This window comes from Mesorhizobium sp. M0800 (assembly GCF_040320095.1).
GTDB lineage: Bacteria > Pseudomonadota > Alphaproteobacteria > Rhizobiales > Rhizobiaceae > Mesorhizobium.
Genome location: NZ_JAMYOZ010000030.1, coordinates 38,968 through 55,693 on the forward strand (window position 1 = coordinate 38,968; position 16,726 = coordinate 55,693).

Below are 16,726 nucleotides of genomic sequence, written 5' to 3' on the forward strand. Positions count from 1 at the left end.
AGCTAAACCCGGAATTTGTGGGCCGTGCCATAACGCAGTTGATGATCATGCCTGACTACGAAGCGTCGGCCGCCGATAGTCTGGATACAGCGCTCGCTGTGCTCGATGAGGTATTGTTATCGCCTGAGATCTGACCGCCTCATCCCAGCGGACAAAACGGGGCAGGGGAGGGGGCTTTTCAGAGCCCGGACGCCTTGGTGAGATTGACGCGGAAACGATCGCGCCGGCGCTGATACTTTCGAGTCATCTCGGCCGAGGCGTGACCGAGCTGCTGTTGCACATAGCGCTCATCGACCTCGGCCGAGGACGCGAGGCCGGCGCGCAGCGAATGGCCAGCAAACTTTTGACCGCGTTCGCCCTCCGACAGATCGCCACGCAAGCCGGCTGCGAGCGCCGTGCGCTTGACCAAGCGTGCGACCTCCTGGTCGTTCAAGCGATGGACACCGACCGCTCTGCCTTGACCAGCAACGCGCCGGAACAGAGGTCCGTGCGCAATGTGCGCCAGTCTTAGCCACGTCTGCAGAGCGGCCACCGGGCAGGTGGCGTCGGAGGAGCCGCGGCCGACCTCGACCTCGCGCCAACCGGTTTTGCCGCGCAGGGTCACCAGCACGCCCTTGTCAGGAAAAAACTCAATCCAGCCCGAAGAATCCTCCGTCTGGTCGCGACCAATGTCGAGCCCGACGATTTCCGAGCGCCGCAGCCCACCGGCAAAACCCAGAAGCAGCATGGCGCGGTCGCGCAGACCACGCAGCGTGCCGCGGTCGAGGGTCTCGAGCATGGCCATCAGATCCTCGGGCAGGATCGCTTCCTTCTGCCGGGGAGGGGAGGCGTGGGTGTTGCGGATGCCGGCCATGACCGTTGCGATGTGGCGGTCCTTGCGGTCCAGCGGTTCGCCTCGCTGCGAAAAGTTCCAGGACAGTGACGAAAGCCGACGCTCGATCGTCGCCACAGAGTTTGGTTTTTTCTCCCCTGTTACCTTTCCGGACGCGCAGGCGGTGATGTAGAGCCCGAGGGTCTGCGGATCAGGTGGGAGCACTTCCAGACCCTGCCGGCGCGCCCAGGCGCAAAAATGCTTCCAGTCGGCGGCGTAGGCGCGCCGTGTATTGGCCGAGCTGGCCGCCTTGACATAGTCGCGGGCGTGGCCGGCAAGCTCTTCCAGATGGCCGGGAAGGCTACCATGTCCCCGTGAGTGCATAGGCGGCAGGGGAGGGGAGGGGGATTTTTCGCCCTCCTGTGGATGCTGTCCCATTTCCATCACGACATCGATGATGTCGGGAAGATCGTCCCCTCGGGGCGCTGCAGTTGATCCCGCACCGTCGCCAACCATCGTTATGCTGCCTCGATATCCGTCTGGGAAAAGTCATTGCCGATAAAGAGCAAGGGCTCATCCGCCCGTTTGGCCAACGCGTAGGAAAGGCAATCGGCAAAATTCAGGGCGGCCGGGTGGCGGCCTTTGCCGTAGGTGAGCCAAGCCTGCGTTGCCACATCGACGAGATCGGCATCCACGGCGATGATGTCGGCCTCCATCTTGCGCAGCCACAGATCGATCTCGGCCAACGCATGCTCACCGCGCCGGCTGACCAGCACCATGCGCGCCTGGAGCACGCAGGTTGCAGGGACCAGGCGGATTTGGTTGGTGACGAGCGCCTTCTCAAGCCTCAAGGCTTCTGGTTCGTTGCGCAGGATCGCGACGATGGCGGAGGTGTCGATCACCATCAGTTCGGGATTCCATGCTCGTCGTACCCGATGATCTCCTCGTCGCTGCGATTATCCAGTTCCGGCAATCGCGCCACTCTTTCCCGGATCGCCCGCAACTCGCCGAGCAGGCGCTCCTGGGCCACGTCACCGTAACCCATTCGATGCAGCCGCTCGCTCAGGGCCTGGTGAATGGCTGCCGTCTTGCTGATGCCCTGGCGGCGCGCGAGTTCGTCGGCGAGAGCCACGGTGGCCGGATTTTTGATGTTCAGGGACACGAAAGACTCCAAAAGTCTACCATTCTGGCGTATTCTACCATGGTTCCCTCGCCTCGTAAACAACGAACGATAATGCAAGATTATCAATCGTTATGCATAAGCGACAGGCTGTGCGTTTTGACGTGAAATTTATGGCAAAAAGCGCACGGGCACTTTACCCTCGAATTCATGATTCGCCTCGATCCCGCGACCGCCAGCCCCACCGCGCCGCCGACCGTCCCGGCCTGGGCGCTCGCCGCTGGCGGCGCGCCGAGCGACGCCGGCGCCGCCTTCCAGGCCGGCGCCGCCCTGAGCGCGCTCGACAGCCTCGCCCGGGGACAGCCTGCCTGGGCCGGGGCCTGGCGGCAGCGGCTGGCGCTTCGCTGTGCCGCCGCCAGCATGCGGCTCGCCGGCCGCTCAGAAGATGAGGCCGCCCTGCGCGACGCCTGGTACCTGCGCCCGGCCGGCGCCGAACCCGGCCCCGCCGGCGCCATCTTTGGCGCCTGGCGGCAGTTTTCCGTGCAGCCGCTCGTTGCCACCGCCGATCGTTTGGCCAAGATCGTCGAGATGCTCGGACTCCACTTGGATGGCGCGGCGCTGGCCACGCTTTGCGTGGAGGTCAATACCCTAGCGGAGTCGCAGCGGCCGGCGCCATTCGCCGCCGCGGCGATCGCCACTTACGTGGTCACCGTGCGACCGGATTGCGAGCTTCTTGCGTGGTGGCTGGCCGACCTGGTGCTGGCGCAAAGCCTGCGCTGGCCGCGGCCGCTGCCGCTGCTGATGGCGCAGGCCTTTGGTCCGGCTTTTCGCCGCGAGGCCGGCGGCCGCATCCGACCCGGGGACGAGAATTTTGAGCGGGCGGTTTGCGTCGCGCTCGTTGCGGCCGCGGCCGGCGCCTGCCGGTTGGCCGCCGATGTGTCGCGTCGTGCGGAGCGGCTCATCGCCGTCACACCGCAGCTCAGGGCAAAGGGGGCGGGCGATGTGATCCAAACACTGCTCAATGAAGACGCCGTCTCCGGCTCGCTGTCGACAAAAAACCTGTCGCGCTTTGCGGCGCGGCGCCTGTTCGACCGGCTGCAACAACTGGATGCCGTGCGCGAGCTCTCCGGCCGCCCCACATTCCGGCTGTTCGGGCTGTAGAGATGAGCGAAGCGTCTGCCCGCCGGAAGCCAAACGTTCAGCCGGCTTTGCTGGATACCGAGCTGGAACATCTGCCGGCCGAGCTGCGCTGGCGCGAGTGGATGGGCCGCGTCGAAGCGGTGATTTTTTCCGCCAGCGAACCGGTGACACGCAGTGTCCTCGCGCGGGTGGTGGGAAAAAACTGCAATATCGAGCTGATCATCGACGACATCCGCGCCCAGCTCGCCGGCCGCCCCTACGAGCTGGTCGCGGTCGCCGGCGGCTGGCAGCACCGGACCAAAAAGGTTTTTGGCGACGCCATCCGCGCCGCCTTCGGTACCGCGGCGAGCGAGGGGGCAAAAGAACTGTCGCAGGCGGAGGCGCTGGTTTTGATGTGTATCGCCTATTTTCAGCCGATCACCCGTGGCGAGCTGTCGGGCTTCTTCGGCAAGGAGGTGTCGCGCGACCTGATCGGCGTGCTGCGCGCGCAGGAGCTGATCGCCTCGGGGCCGCGCAGCCCGCAGCCGGGAGCGCCCTATACCTATGTGACGACCAAAAATTTTCTGTCGCAGTTCGGGCTCGACACGCTGCGCCAGCTGCCGGATTTCGAGGCGCTCGAGGACGCCGGGCTGCTGTCGAAGGAGAAGCTGCTCGCCGGTAACATCATCCCAGGGTTCGCAGATATCGACGATGATGGCGCCAGCGCCGCGCTCGACGAATAGAGGACCCCATCACGGCGGGACAATCCACGCGATCTCGCCGCTCGTCGGATAACAGATTGCGCCACGCACGGCGTCCGGTCTCGCCGCCTGGGGTCCTTCGCTAGACGGAAGGGAGGGGCGGCACGCGTCCGCATGTCGATGAAGGTCACGCAAGATTGCAGTTTTTTGGAAAACTGACGGTATTGGAGCTGGCAAGGCTGGATCGCTCGGTGGTTGCGACCATGCGCGACGTCCCAGAAATAGCGGAGTCAAAGGAGAGCTCATCGAAGCTGCGAAGGCTGAAGGGCATGCGCTGCAGGTCCTTGAAATGGGCGTCGCCGACGAGGCATCGGTCAATTCGGCGATCGACTATGTGATCAAGCAGCACAAGCGCCCTCGGTACGTTGAATATGATCCGATAGGGGACGAGATGATGAGCATACTGTACCAGTGTCACCGCAATTGGCGGCCGCAGCGGAACCGCATGGCGCGCCCCGTAGGCAGGGCGCGCTCGACCTGATCGGCGCGTTTGGGCTGCGCGAAACGACGGGCAGGGGACGATATAAGGGCTGAGGGATCGCATAATTGGACTCAATCTCAGCGCATTGATCGTCCAGAGCGCGATTGCGATACTGTCGGGAACCGGCAGCATAATGTGCAAATTATAAGTGGACCATTTGTCGATGAGGCTCGGCATGCTGGTCTGTTAAGGAAATCTGCCTATAAACTGGCCGCGGGCGCTGATTTGCCATGGTCGTGTCGGTGGGGGTACGGGAAGGTAATTGCGATGGCATCGGCACAACAATTGATAGGGCTTGTGAAGAGCCACGCCGAGGGCGACGAGAAGCGCTTCTTCGACCTTGCGATGCAGCTAGCGGTCGCCGAGGAACAGAAAGGGCATGGGCGATTGGCTGAGCAATTGCGGCAATGGGCCGAGGCGGGTCAGCAGCCGGAAAAGCCAACGCGCGTTGTACCCACCCCGATCGTTGCACCGCGCGGCGACCTGGCCGGATTTCTTAGCGCCAGCTATCCGACGACACGGCTCAACGACCTGATTTTGCCGGTCCACATCGCCGATGAGCTGACCCACATCGTTACCGAAACCCGCATGACCGAGAGGCTTGAGGAAAAGGGCCTGCGACCACGCCGTCGGCTGCTCCTCGCCGGTCCACCCGGAACGGGAAAGACCCTGACTGCCGAGGCGCTCGCCGGGGAACTGAATTTTCCGCTGTTCACGGTCCTCCTTCACGGCCTGATCACGAAGTTTATGGGTGAGACCGCTCAGAAGCTGCGGTTGATTTTCGACGCGATCCGTACCAATCGTGGCGTTTATCTGTTCGACGAAATCGACGCACTGGCCGCATCACGCGGATCTGACAACGACATTGGGGAGGCTCGGCGAATCCTGAACTCGTTCCTGCAATTCCTGGACGAAAACACGGGGCCATCGATCGTCGTGGCAACGACAAACCTGCCGGAAATCCTGGACCGAGCGATCCTGCGCCGCTTCGACCTGGTGCTCCCTTACCAATTGCCAGATGCCGAAGCGATCGGAAAGGCGATGCGCAGGCGGCTGCGCGGGTTCGGCGTCGAAGCTGTAAACTGGAACGATGTAGTGCAACATGCGGACGGACTGTCGACGGCCGATGTGGTGGCTGCAGGGGAGGATGCCGCAAGACGGGCGGTCCTGGGAAATTCGAACGAGATCAGGACGGCTGCCATCGTCGCGTCCCTAGAGCGCCGCCGGTCGCTGCACAGCATAGGGGCCGGAACGCATGCCCAGGGACCGAAGGCACTTCATACTCAACGAAATCTCCGCCGCAAACCCGTTCAGGCCAAAGGGCGGCGGGTCGGCAAAGCATCCAAGTAACGTCGCCAACAGGGCAGCGCACGCCCAGTCGCTTCTCAATGCTCTGGATCATCTGCCCGACGTGAGCGCCGCTTCGCTTCCAGGTGTCTATCTGGAGGTCGAGGGCAGGGCGGGCGAACCGATGGTCACGTCAGGCCTCAACGCCAGCGATCTGACGCTTCTCCGCAGCGAGCCGCCGTGGCCCGCAGCAAATCAACCCGGGCGCGCGACCGTCTTCGCAACAGAAGACGGCGTCGCAAAACTACGGCGGAAGGTCGAGGATTTCGCTGCGAAGGACAGGAAATCCGGCCGGCCATACAATGCCGACCTGATTCAAAGCATCGGCGCCATCGTCGAGGCCGGCTTGCGAGCCTTGTGGCGCAGTCCGCCTCAACGATTTCCAGATCAGAATGGAGCTGTGCCGTGGGAGGTCTGGCTCGACAAGACGCAGGCGGAATCGTTCATCGCCGACGCGCCGGAGCTCGGTGTTGCGATCGGCGGCGATCGGCTCGAATTTCCAGAAGACCTGGTGGTCATAACCACAGCCACACGTGACGCGCTCGCGTTGGCGGTGCGGCGTCTTGCCGGCGTACGCGCTCTGGCCGCGCCCACCGTCACGGCCGACTATTTTGATGCGATGGACCCGGACGAGCAGGCCGAGTGGGTCGACAGTCTGCTGGGCCGGACGACCTATGAGGCAATCGATGACCCGAATTATGTGACCCTGCTCGATCGAGGTGTCAGCCGCTCACATCCGCTGATCGAACCAGCCCTTGCCGCAGCGGATAGGCACGCCGCAAATCCCGCTTGGGGGATCGAGGATATAATCGGCCATGGCACACAGCTGGGCGGGCTATCCCTGTTCGGCGATCTGACGCCGGCGCTTCAGTCCATGCTGCCGATCCAGCTTCGCCATCGCCTGGAATCGGCAAAGATCATCCCCGATGCAGGTCACAATCCTCATCACCTTCTCGGGGCAATGACGCGGGCCGGCGTTAACGCTGCTGAGACGGCAGGCGTTCGACGCCGGACATTTGCTCTTGCCAGCACGACCGAGGACGACTCCCCACATGACGGTGCCCCGACATCGTGGTCGAGCGAACTGGATCAGCTTACGGCTGGCGTGTCGGGACACGTCGCGACGCCTCGTCTGCTTCTCGTGTCGGCTGGAAACAGCGACCAGAACAGATTTGGTAACAACGACTATCTCGCTGCCTCCGATCATCCCGACAATGAGGTCGAGTCGCCGGCGCAGGCATGGAATCCGATCTGCATCGGCGCCTACACGGAAAAGGACGTCCTCCCGGGTGGTGAGCCCGGTACTCCCCTTGCGGTGGTGGGTGACCTTGCGCCATCTTCGAGAACCGCAAGCTGGTCCTCGCACTGGCCGATAAAGCCGGACGTGGTGATGGAAGGCGGCAACTGGGTCGTCAACGGTCCGCCGCCCCCGATGAAGCATTCCGCTCTTTCATTGCTCACAACCGATCATCGATACCCGCTGCGGGCCTTCACGACTGTGGGCGAGACGAGCGCCGCGACTGCACTTGCTGCCAGGGCAATTACCGAATTGTGGTCGGACTATCCAGAGCTCTGGCCGGAGACGATCCGTGCCCTCTTCGTTTCCTCGGCAAGATGGAATGCCCAGATGCGGTCGCATCTGCCTGTAAATCCCGGCAAAGGCCACTACGGTCCGCTCTTCAAACGCTATGGCTACGGCGTGCCGGACATGGAGCGCGCCCGGCGCAGCGCCTCCAACGCCCTGACGTTGATCGTCCAAGACTGGATCACGCCCTATCGTGAGAGCGATTCAGGCGGCGCGGATCACGTGCACAACGAGATGCGGTTGTTCGAGCTGCCGTGGCCGGTCGAGGCCTTGCGTGCGTTGATCGCTCATCCCGTTACCTTGAGAGTCGCCCTCAGCACCTTCATCGCGCCGAACCCATCCGAGCCGGCCCGAGGCTCCAAGTTTCGCTACGCATCTCACAATCTGCGTTTCAAGCTGAACCGGCCCAATGAGGACAGGGCCGCGTTCATTGCTCGTATCAGCAAGGTCGAAGAGGAACCCGAGGGGCCGGCCATCGACGAAAATGATGGCTGGACGTTCGGTCGCAATCGCCGCGACGTCGGCTCGCTGCAGATCGACGAGCTGACCTGTCCGGCTTCCGATCTCGCCCGTCGCAACTTGCTAGCCGTCCACCCAGTGGCGGGATGGTGGAAGACGCGAGCTATCCCGGATCCCAATGAGAGGTCGGTTCGATTCGCTTTGATCGTCGAAATCGATGCGAGCGAGATCAACGCCGAACTTTATGCCGAGGTACAGGCTGCGATAGAAGCTTCCAACGTCGCCCAGGCCGCTGTGTAGTCGGACGCCTGTTCCGCGATGGACGCCGGTGTCTCCAAAAGGTGAAGATTGCCCGCGGACGTCGGATTGTCACCATTGCCGCCAGCGCGGTGATGGCCAACCGGCCCTCACAGCTTTTGGCAAACGGGTGGCTTGCATTGTGTAATGATGCGCATTACACCATGACAATGGATAGAGCGATCAGACAGTGGGCCGACCAGCTAGCCCCCCACATCTACCCCGGCCTTCCGAACGCGGGACCGCTTTCAGTGGAGCATCGCGTTCGTTCAGCCCTCCAACCGGACGAACCGGCCACGTCTGCGCTCATCCTGGACGCTTCTGCCCGCCGTGCCCAGATCGACTGGATTGGCACCGATATCGTCTCGTCACTCCGGGGCAATCTAACGTCCTGGCTTGATCGGGACGCCCCAGCACCGTCGCAGCGACAGTTCTGGAAGCTCTTCGACATCATTCGACAAACGGACGACCTCAGGTCGGCCGGACCGTCGTTCTGTTTCACACAATTCGTCCAGTCGTCCATCGATAGCGCCAAGCCCGAGGACTCGTTCCCGAGCGCCGCGGAAATCCTGACACGCATCGCTGCGATCGACATCGACAGGCTGTTTGTAATCGATGGACAACACCGGTCGCGCACATCCGTCGGGCTGGTGGAAGAAGCGCTTTCCCAACGTGCCATTCGCGAGATCTTTCAAACGCTGCTCACGAGAATCGATGAGTTCCCTGAGTATCCGAGCACTTCCCTGCTCACCGACATACGCTGTTCCCTGACACAGGAAATTGCGAGCCGGATCCGGATCAAATGGAAGTACAGACCGGCCGGTGTGCTCCTCTTGGCATCGCCTCAAACTCGCGAATGGGTGCTGACGTTTCAGCTGCGTACCGGCACACCTCCTCCAGCCTCCATCGATCGACGCCCGGGCGCCGATCGGGTGCCCGCGGCTTTTGTCACGGCCCCCCGGAGGTTGGAACATGGAACGCTTCGCAGACGAAGTTACGGAAGAAATCTACTGGACGCGGTTCGCACCGCATCTCGATCAGCATCTTTCAGTGAAGGCGCACAAGATTCTGGGGCCGCTCGTGGCCGCACGCGGCTTGCAGGACGTTGGAATCTTCGGACCTATCCTGCGCTTCAAGAATGCGCCCGGGCGGCTGGGTGTCGAGGTCGAAGGCAAATGGCATCTTACTTTTGTTTGGGTCGAGGGGGAGGGGCCATTCGAAATCAAATTCGAGAGGCACTGACCGAATGGAGGGTCGGTGCATGACGATCCAGCAGAGTCGCTACGTGCCAGCGCCTCCGGTAGCACCGGGCGAGGTTCTTCGTGACCAACTTCTTGGTCCGCTTGGCATTACCCAAGACAAACTGGCGTCGGCACTCCAGGTCTCGCGGTTTTCAGTGAACCAGATCATCAACGGACGCAGGGCGATAACGGCTGAGATGGCGTTGCGTCTGGCCCAGGTAACCAGCACCACCGCGCAGTTCTGGCTGAATTTGCAACGTGATGTGGATGTCTATCAAGCGCATTCGAAGCTCCGGAAGGTGCTTCCGACCCTGAATGTTTTGCGCAAACCGCAGTCTGAAAGTGAACTCATTGTCGACTTTCAAGGCGAGTAGCCACCCCTCGGGGGATCCGCCGGCGGATCTGATTTGTACAGGCCTGTTTTCGGTGAACTTGAGTAAGAGAGGTGACCGGGCGCGGGAATGTTCTGACCACCTGGCCCGGCGCGCTGTCGGAAGAAGAGCGGCTACAGTGGTTCCGGCGCGCTTGATGCAACTCCCCGGCGAAACTCCGGTAGCGTTGCCTTGGCCAGGGCATAGATGGCCCCCATACCGATAAGTGCGTTCATTCCCCGGTCGGCCCAGTCTACTAGGGCCTCGAGCACCAGCATGTTTACGGGCGCCTCGTCTCCAGCCAGGTCGATGATGTCGAAATCCGGCAGGATACATTCTCGCTTAGATGCGGCTGAATCGCCTCTGCCAGCTGCCGATAACTCTCATCGCCTTGGTTGGGCGCCACGGCGACGACAGCGCCGGCGATCTCAGCGCTGTGTTTCGATAGCGGACACTTGACGCATAAGACGAGATGCCCGTGTGCGTCAACGGCGATCGCCGCAAAGGCAACTGGCACGTCAAGGTCATTCTGCTCTTTTCGGAACTCTCGTACTGACGCAGAAATCCGGAAAGCAAGTTGTAGGTGAAGCACCTCCTTGCCAATCCTAGATTGATTCATCAATGAAATGACGACATCGAGCGGATTTCGCACGACGGAAACGACAAAGGACGGGCGAACAACTTTTCATCGTGTCGTCTCTAGATTTCAGGTGCAGACGCTCATTGACAACTATCGGTAGAGATGACGTATTTCCTCGATCCGAATCGGGACAAATACATGGACTTTGTCAGGGCACGTCTACTCGAAGATCAGTTAAAGGACACGATGATCGGCGAGTGGACGATCGTAAGATTGATCGATCACGGCAAGTCGGCAGCAGTATTCGAGGCCACTAATGCTGCGAAGCAAGCGGCTGTGAAGGTATTCGACAAAGAACTGATCGAGCGCTTTGGCGACAAGACACAGCTTGCCCGGATCAAGCGGGAGGTCTCCCTCAAGGGGCGGGGCCACCCAAGCATGGTTGAGATCCTTGATGGAGGATACGATGAGGGTACGAAGAACCACTTCATCGTGATGGCGTTTCTTCGGGGCAGCAATCTCAAGAAGCGGCTCAAGGACATTTCCATTGAGGCGATTGGAGGATTCATCGCCGACATTGCGGCCTGTGCGGAATATCTTGAAAGCCTGGATCTGGTCCATCGGGACATTAAGCCGGAGAATATCCAGGTCAGCGAGGATATGAAGAAAGTAACTTTACTCGACTTCGGGGTCCTGAAGCCCGTCAAAGAGCCCGGGATCACTGACATGGAGGGTGTTCACCCCTTCATAGGCACCCTTCAATATAGTTCGCCCGAGTTTCTACTACGCGAAGAGGACGGAACAATTGAGGGCTGGCGCGCCCTTACCTTCTATCAAATTGGAGCGGTGCTGCACGATCTCATAATGCGCGAGGCTCTCTTCAGCGAATATGCCGAACCGTTTGCCCGTTTGGTCAACGCAGTGCAGGAAGTCACTCCGAATATTCAGAATTCCTCAGTGCCTTCATACCTAGTGGACCTAGCGAAGATGTGCCTCTTGAAGGACCCCAAGGACCGGCTGCGGATGGTCTCGTGGGAATCCTTCAGGCGTCCGAAGGCCACTGCGAGCGGGATCGCTGGCCTCAAGGAAAGGGTAATCAAGCGAGTTCTCGTCGAACAGGCGGGATCAGGTGCGGCGACGGAAAAGAAGCCGGATTTCGGCAAGGCGCTTCTCGAGGAGATCATAACCTCCACGAAGGATTCGGTGCGCCGTGTAAGCTCGGAAAACGATCAATTCCCGCCTTATGCCACGATAGTTCGATACCCTCGCAAGGCTCCGTCAGTCAAGATGACCTTCGAGAAGTCAGAAGCGCACCTAATGCCCGAGCTGTCGGTGGTATTCTGCATTGAGATAGTCGATGCGGAAGCAAAGGCACTTGCCGTAGACGTCTGTGTACACACCTCCGCGACACCACCTGAACCTTTTGAGCGCCGCATTCTCTTTTTCTCGGGGATATATGACCCCTCGCGGTTTCATACATCGCTCGAGGACATCCTTTATAAGATCATAGACTTTGTTCAACGCCAGGGGCCTCAGAAGGATAGCTGGCTGACCCTTGAGTTCAAGTGAAGGCACGCGAATGAGCACCTGGTGGAAAAAAACAAGCGATCTCGACGATGACCAGAAGAAGGTGATCAGTCTCCCGAAGGAGGGCGACCATCTCATCCTTGGCCCCGCCGGGTGCGGAAAGACAAACCTCTTGCTTCTCCGTGCGACGTTCCTCGTAAAGGCAGGTGTTACGAATATCACCGTGCTCACGTTCGGTCGCGTCCTGAAGGAATTTCTGGTAGCAGGCTCTACGCACTATCCGTTCTCATCGGACAAGATCCAGACATACCTGCAGTGGGGTGCTTCGCTCGTGGCATCGAATGGAATTGCGTTCGATGACTTCGGCGAATTCGCGGAGGTTCGCGCACGTCTTCTGAAAGGGCTAAAGGAAGTCGCGGCGCTGAAGAAGAACATAAACGTACTGGACTGCATTCTTCTGGACGAGGCTCAGGATTATTCCGCCGACGAGATCGGAGTGATTTCCTGTTTCGCCGACCAGATCTACGCTGTTGGCGATGACAGACAGCGAGTGACAAGCGCCATAGGTGGCTTGGATGCTCTGGAAGCGAAATGTGGCGAGCCCGTTGTCCTCAAGAAGCACTATCGGAATGGCATCAAGATCTGCCGCGTCGCGGACGGCATCCGCAACGAAATCGACTCCGAGGAGGGGATGGAGGCGACGTCGAAGTACAACGAGCAGGATTTTGAGTCGTCTGTGATACCGCATTCGGGTCTTTCGCTCGCGGATCAGGTCGCGACCGCAATCCCGGAAATCGAAACGCAGCTCTTCGCCTATCCGGACGAGACTATAGGCGTCCTTTGCCCTAAGCAGGAAGATGCCACCGCGGTCGCCGCCCTTCTTCTGTCCTCCAAAGTCAAGCATCACGTGCAGATGCAGAACTTCGCGGGTGGGTACAGCGCCTTCGAACCGAATAAGCGTGTGATCGTGACCACTATCATCAGCGCGAAGGGGCTCGAGTTCCGGGCAGTCCACCTTCTCGGTATGGAGAAAATCAGTCGATTCCGGAACTTGCAAAAGAATCTCGCCTTTACGGGCGTGACCCGCGCAAAGACCTCGCTGCGCATCTATTATGATAAGTCTATTCCGGGATATCTGGAAAAAGGTATCCTCGCGCTCGATGAAGCCTCGACGAGTGATCCGACACTCGATGATCTGTTTGCTTAGGTAGGGAAAATGCTGAACATTGCTGTACTGGACACTGAGGAGTTCTTGGCCTGGGTAGGCCAGAAGTTGCCTCTGAAGCCCAGCAACCTCGGCGTGGCCGCTGTCCGCAAGCAGCTTTCATCCAAGTTCTGCGCTATCGCTGTTCCAGACCCGCAAAGGAATGATCCCGACGAGCGTGCCGTGGTTGTGGTGGATGAGCGAAAGGCGCGCGATTTCTTTGCCTTCGTTTCGACCTACGTCAGCGACTACGCTCCCTTCACTGCATTCTTCCGGGTTGTGACGACGGACCAGCTCGATCTGCTGGCCGAAGAGCCTAGCCTGACCGTGGGTAGCACAACATCAGTGGTCGAAAAGCTTGTAGGAACGGCGATCCTCGAGGCGGCGCTCTATCTTAGATCGCCGAGGTCAAATGAAACCGGGCGGCCCATCACTCTTGCTGCGGCGGGCGCCACCTACTCCGCAGCGGCATTTCAGGGACTCGCACTCGGTCCCCAAGCTGATGTTCTGGCCATTGGCCGGGCGTGGCAATCCCTGCGATCAACGCTTGGCGGCGAGCAGCTACCTCTCGATATCGATGAACTCGGAAGCTTTTGGCAAGTGATTCGGCTGGCAGTGCATGGCGGTGGTCCCTCCGACCGTCCCGACAGTGAATCGGTGATGATCAGATCGATGCGGCAGGTAATCGAGAGTGGCCGGGTCGATGATTCAGTTTTGGAAGACCTACTCTCTTCACTTCCCGAATTGAGGGGTGACCTTTCCCGTTTCCGCGGAACCCGGGAAGGGCGTGCTCGGGCGATCCAGGAAGCAATCTCGCTGCTGAGCAATTCCACGGGCACCGGAGGGCAGTTGAGAGACTGCGCCGCAGGGTGCCTTCTGAGCCTTCTTGGCGGTGGTTCCTTTCGATTCATTCCCGCAGCGCTGTCGACCGGATTAAGCCTGCGGATGGCACCTCTTTGGTTCGCGGTGTGGTCGGGTCTGCAGGCAAGCAGCGATATCATGACTGAGTTCAATTGTATGGGCAGACGCATGGCTCGGGATTTGTGCGCACGGCCAGGCCTTTATAGCCCTCCTACCGACGACATCTCGGTCCTTGAGCTTGCAGGCATGGGAGCGGATGTTGACCAACTGCCACGAGGGCAGACCGGTTCGATTTCGGTCGAGATCTACCCCGGGGTTTCGACCAGGCAAAGCATTGCCAGGGTCGGTGCCCCCTCATTGAACTCGCGAGCGGAGTACCAGCGAGACATCAAAGAACTGAAAATTTTGATGGCGCAGTCATCCGCGATCCTTTCAAGGATGGACAGCAGTTCCACATCAGAATCCGATCCAAAGTATGAACGACCGTCAGGACGTAACGCGTATTCCCGCCGGAAATCTTAGAAGCCAATCACCTGCGCTTCGGCAAACGAAGGCTTCATTCATCATTCATCTACAAGGTTACGGTCAATCTCCTTGCAGTTCAGATCCTGCTCGACCACACCAAGATCGAGAACACAGTGCGGTATCTCGGTGTCGATGTAGAAGATGCCTTGGATCTAGCCGAGGCAACGGAAGCCGGAACATCGTGGCTTTTCGTCACTGACTGAAAGCCGCCATAGGCTCGCCGACCTGGTCTTTACGCGCGGCAAGTCGGTCGCTGATGGGTAGGCAGCCCCATCAGGCGGATTGGCATGTTGGCTCTCAAGCCTCGGGCGGATCCCGTCTGGCTCGCACCTTACCTACCAAATAGACGGGAGAAGAAACCACGCTTCGCTGGTTTTTGTGTGATATGGCGCGATTGGACCTGACTACTTTGCTTAACGGGCTCTTGCCAATCGACCGGTTGCGCGACAGTCTTGGCCAACGCTTGCGCCGCGGGCCTTGATGAGATTGCCGCCGCTCGCGGTGGCTCACCTTTGCCACCCATAATGGGTATCTCGATCGCCTCCTTGGCGCGTGTAACGGCGACGTAGAACAGCCTTAGTTCCGCTGCGTCCTCCCGCTCTTGTTTGGCCTTTTCCGCAGGAGCGCGTGCTTCGCGGATCTTCATGAAGTCGTCCATCAGTCGAACATTTTTCCATTCCCGCCCCTTGGCCTTGTGTGCTGTCGAGATGACGATCTCGGCCTCCTCCTCGCTGACGGATTGGTTGATTGCCCACAGGAGGCGTTTCTCGCCCTTGCTCTGCACCAGATTGACGAACATCGTCAGGTGCTCCCCCTCGGTGGTTTTGGCGAAGTCGACCACGGACTCCCAACTGGTGAAACCGAAAAAGTCGGCCACGTCGGTTGGACGCCCGTCCTTCAAGTCCCGCACTCCCCACAGCAGCTCCTTGAGGTCTTTGTTGTCGCCAACGAGATGCGGCTTGCGACCCACGTCTAGGCACTGGATCAGCGCCGTCATGACGTTCGCATTGGTCCTCGCAAGAATGGCGTCGGGATTGCAGGTGCCGACCCGACTCCGCATGGCAGGATTGCCGATCAGCGGTACGCTCTCACCAAGCCGCCGCAGGATGCGAGACGCTTCGCTGGCGATCTCGGGGCCGAACCGGAACGACTGGGTCAGGCTAACGGTGGCATCGGTCTCGATTGCTTCCATCGCATTAACCGCGCCACGCCATTCGTATATCTGCTGGTAGCGGTCACCAACGTAGACAAGCTGGGCGCTTTGCCGCCGTAGCACGTCGAGCACGACAGGATTGGTGTCCTGCGCTTCATCGAGGAGGATGTAGTCGGCTGCAATCTGTGGCTTAGATAGTCCCCAGAGCTTAAGAAAACCGTCAAAACCCAGCGGGATCGCGTCCCTTGGGTCGCACATGCGTTGCCATACGTGCTTGGCATTGTTGCACGCAAAATCGTTCACTGCCTTCAGAGTATCTTCGCTGGCAGTAAGCAGCGATCCATGACGAGGCACGTGTGCGTCAGAAATTTCTTCGTCGCCGCTGTGGGCGAACCGCCTAACTGTATGCTGGACTAAATGGGCTTGAGACACCGCCTGCAGCGAATGATCACGGTCGACCCGCCAGGTCTTCTTGAATCCAAGTATCTCTGCGAGCTGCTTCGTGCTGACCTTCCCAGCAAACTTGTCTTTTGTTTTTTTGTAGTCAGAGTGCAGCGACTTCAGCGCTAGGCTGTGAGTCGTCGAGCAATCTACTGTCGAAGGAAACTTCTCACGGGCGTCTCCGACAATCGCCTTGTTGAAGGCTATGTATTGGCCTCGGCTGCGAGTCCTATGGGCAAGGAACTGGAGCGCCGAGGTCTTGCCTGTGCCCGCATAGGCATTGATTCGCAGCGAGCCGCCGGACAGGAAAGCGTCAATTGCCTGTTGCTGCTCCTCGGTAGGTTTGCGAGCCTCCGAAATCGCCGCTACCTTCCTTTGCACTATGGTGGGCCGCTTCCTGGAAGTCTGGGGGCTTCGGTCGAAGAGGTCCGCCTGCTTGACATCCAACGCGGATTTGGCTCGGACCAGAAGCCTCCCGGCCCGAGCTGTGGTTCTAACTCCGGCTTCACCCACTACAGCTTTGATGGCTTTGGTATCACCACTTGCGGAGGCCTTATCCAGTATCGCCTCAAGCTGATCGATACTCAATGAACTAAAAGGTCGCCTCATTCCAAATCCCCCAGTTCGATTTCGCGCCTATAAGCTGATCGGAGTCAAGCGCAGGACTCGGGCCCAGTCGTGCCATTCAGCGGCGTACCTCAGATCAGCCGAAGAAGCAGTCGTGGCCTCTCCCACAATCGGACGCCAGAAAGTGGCTCTGCCGATGCTTGGTTATGGCGCAGATGGCACGCCTCGAAGGAGGCCGTTCACAACCGGCCGGCCGTCTTGAGCCGAGTCCCGGAT

General features: G+C 59.9%; 14 protein-coding genes. 9 read left to right on the forward strand and 5 right to left on the reverse strand.

Features of this window, described 5'->3' with window-relative positions; all coding sequences use genetic code 11:
- Positions 1-178 precede the first annotated feature (178 nt).
- The 3 genes from NKI18_RS26750 to NKI18_RS26760 are packed head-to-tail and all read right to left on the reverse strand — an operon-like array spanning position 179 to position 1,973.
- Positions 179-1,327 carry a site-specific integrase gene (locus NKI18_RS26750; protein ID WP_352480550.1) on the reverse strand — a complete coding sequence of 383 codons (1,149 nt, stop codon included), beginning with the start codon at positions 1,325-1,327 and terminating at the stop codon, positions 179-181.
- A 2-nt stretch (positions 1,328-1,329) separates the two neighbouring features.
- Positions 1,330-1,716 carry a type II toxin-antitoxin system VapC family toxin gene (locus NKI18_RS26755; protein WP_352480549.1) on the reverse strand — a complete coding sequence of 129 codons (387 nt, stop codon included), beginning with the start codon at positions 1,714-1,716 and terminating at the stop codon, positions 1,330-1,332.
- Entirely contained in the window at positions 1,716-1,973 is a 258-nt protein-coding gene (locus tag NKI18_RS26760; protein ID WP_352480547.1) for a type II toxin-antitoxin system VapB family antitoxin, read from the reverse strand. Before NKI18_RS26760 ends, NKI18_RS26755 begins: the two co-directional genes overlap by 1 nt.
- Positions 1,974-2,141: 168 nt before the next feature.
- Between NKI18_RS26760 and NKI18_RS26765 the strand changes: the two genes are divergently transcribed.
- Both NKI18_RS26765 and scpB read left to right on the forward strand, forming a co-directional pair.
- Positions 2,142-3,092 (forward strand): DUF1403 family protein, encoded by a 951-nt coding sequence (locus NKI18_RS26765; RefSeq protein ID WP_353021102.1) that lies wholly within the window; start codon positions 2,142-2,144, stop codon positions 3,090-3,092.
- A 2-nt stretch (positions 3,093-3,094) separates the two neighbouring features.
- Positions 3,095-3,793, forward strand: a complete 699-nt coding sequence (gene scpB, locus NKI18_RS26770; RefSeq protein ID WP_353021105.1) for an SMC-Scp complex subunit ScpB — start codon at positions 3,095-3,097, stop codon at positions 3,791-3,793.
- A gap of 145 nt (positions 3,794-3,938) precedes the next feature.
- On the opposite strand, the gene NKI18_RS33455 is transcribed toward scpB, so the two are convergent.
- Positions 3,939-4,469, reverse strand: a complete 531-nt coding sequence (locus NKI18_RS33455) for a hypothetical protein (protein WP_502900763.1) — start codon at positions 4,467-4,469, stop codon at positions 3,939-3,941.
- A gap of 90 nt (positions 4,470-4,559) precedes the next feature.
- Between NKI18_RS33455 and NKI18_RS26785 the strand changes: the two genes are divergently transcribed.
- The 7 genes from NKI18_RS26785 to NKI18_RS26815 all read left to right on the forward strand — a co-directional run bounded on the left by NKI18_RS26785 (position 4,560) and on the right by NKI18_RS26815 (position 14,286).
- Positions 4,560-5,642: an AAA family ATPase gene (locus NKI18_RS26785; protein WP_353021114.1), complete on the forward strand. Its 1,083-nt coding sequence runs from the start codon at positions 4,560-4,562 to the stop codon at positions 5,640-5,642.
- A gap of 61 nt (positions 5,643-5,703) precedes the next feature.
- Positions 5,704-7,983 carry a S8 family peptidase gene (locus NKI18_RS26790; protein ID WP_353021117.1) on the forward strand — a complete coding sequence of 760 codons (2,280 nt, stop codon included), beginning with the start codon at positions 5,704-5,706 and terminating at the stop codon, positions 7,981-7,983.
- A gap of 969 nt (positions 7,984-8,952) precedes the next feature.
- Positions 8,953-9,222 (forward strand): hypothetical protein, encoded by a 270-nt coding sequence (locus NKI18_RS26795; RefSeq protein WP_353021119.1) that lies wholly within the window; start codon positions 8,953-8,955, stop codon positions 9,220-9,222.
- A 19-nt stretch (positions 9,223-9,241) separates the two neighbouring features.
- Positions 9,242-9,595, forward strand: coding sequence for a HigA family addiction module antitoxin (locus NKI18_RS26800; RefSeq protein WP_192250267.1), 354 nt, complete (start codon positions 9,242-9,244; stop codon positions 9,593-9,595).
- Between the two features lie 775 nt (positions 9,596-10,370).
- Positions 10,371-11,741, forward strand: a complete 1,371-nt coding sequence (locus tag NKI18_RS26805) for a serine/threonine protein kinase (RefSeq protein ID WP_353021121.1) — start codon at positions 10,371-10,373, stop codon at positions 11,739-11,741.
- Between the two features lie 10 nt (positions 11,742-11,751).
- Positions 11,752-12,906, forward strand: a complete 1,155-nt coding sequence (locus NKI18_RS26810; protein WP_352981427.1) for an ATP-binding domain-containing protein — start codon at positions 11,752-11,754, stop codon at positions 12,904-12,906.
- Positions 12,907-12,915: 9 nt separating this feature from the next.
- Complete coding sequence (locus NKI18_RS26815; RefSeq protein ID WP_353021125.1) at positions 12,916-14,286, forward strand: hypothetical protein; 1,371 nt, start codon at positions 12,916-12,918, stop codon at positions 14,284-14,286.
- A gap of 334 nt (positions 14,287-14,620) precedes the next feature.
- On the opposite strand, the gene NKI18_RS26825 is transcribed toward NKI18_RS26815, so the two are convergent.
- The gene (locus NKI18_RS26825; RefSeq protein ID WP_353021128.1) at positions 14,621-16,492 is read right to left on the reverse strand and encodes a UvrD-helicase domain-containing protein; all 1,872 of its coding nucleotides are present in this window, start codon (positions 16,490-16,492) and stop codon (positions 14,621-14,623) included.
- Between the last annotated feature and the right edge of the window lie 234 nt (positions 16,493-16,726).

Bases quoted from the DNA above. Each gene is read 5' to 3' on its own strand.
- NKI18_RS26785 (WP_353021114.1), top strand. From the start codon at position 4,560: ATGGCATCGGCACAACAATTGATAGGGCTTGTGAAGAGCCACGCCGAG.
- NKI18_RS26815 (WP_353021125.1), top strand. From the start codon at position 12,916: ATGCTGAACATTGCTGTACTGGACACTGAGGAGTTCTTGGCCTGGGTA.
- NKI18_RS26805 (WP_353021121.1), top strand. From the start codon at position 10,371: ATGGACTTTGTCAGGGCACGTCTACTCGAAGATCAGTTAAAGGACACG.
- NKI18_RS26765 (WP_353021102.1), top strand. From the start codon at position 2,142: ATGATTCGCCTCGATCCCGCGACCGCCAGCCCCACCGCGCCGCCGACC.
- NKI18_RS26755 (WP_352480549.1), bottom strand. From the start codon at position 1,716: ATGGTGATCGACACCTCCGCCATCGTCGCGATCCTGCGCAACGAACCA.
- NKI18_RS26795 (WP_353021119.1), top strand. From the start codon at position 8,953: ATGGAACGCTTCGCAGACGAAGTTACGGAAGAAATCTACTGGACGCGG.
- NKI18_RS26750 (WP_352480550.1), bottom strand. From the start codon at position 1,327: ATGGTTGGCGACGGTGCGGGATCAACTGCAGCGCCCCGAGGGGACGAT.
- scpB (WP_353021105.1), top strand. From the start codon at position 3,095: ATGAGCGAAGCGTCTGCCCGCCGGAAGCCAAACGTTCAGCCGGCTTTG.
- NKI18_RS33455 (WP_502900763.1), bottom strand. From the start codon at position 4,469: ATGCCGAGCCTCATCGACAAATGGTCCACTTATAATTTGCACATTATG.
- NKI18_RS26825 (WP_353021128.1), bottom strand. From the start codon at position 16,492: ATGAGGCGACCTTTTAGTTCATTGAGTATCGATCAGCTTGAGGCGATA.
- NKI18_RS26810 (WP_352981427.1), top strand. From the start codon at position 11,752: ATGAGCACCTGGTGGAAAAAAACAAGCGATCTCGACGATGACCAGAAG.
- NKI18_RS26800 (WP_192250267.1), top strand. From the start codon at position 9,242: ATGACGATCCAGCAGAGTCGCTACGTGCCAGCGCCTCCGGTAGCACCG.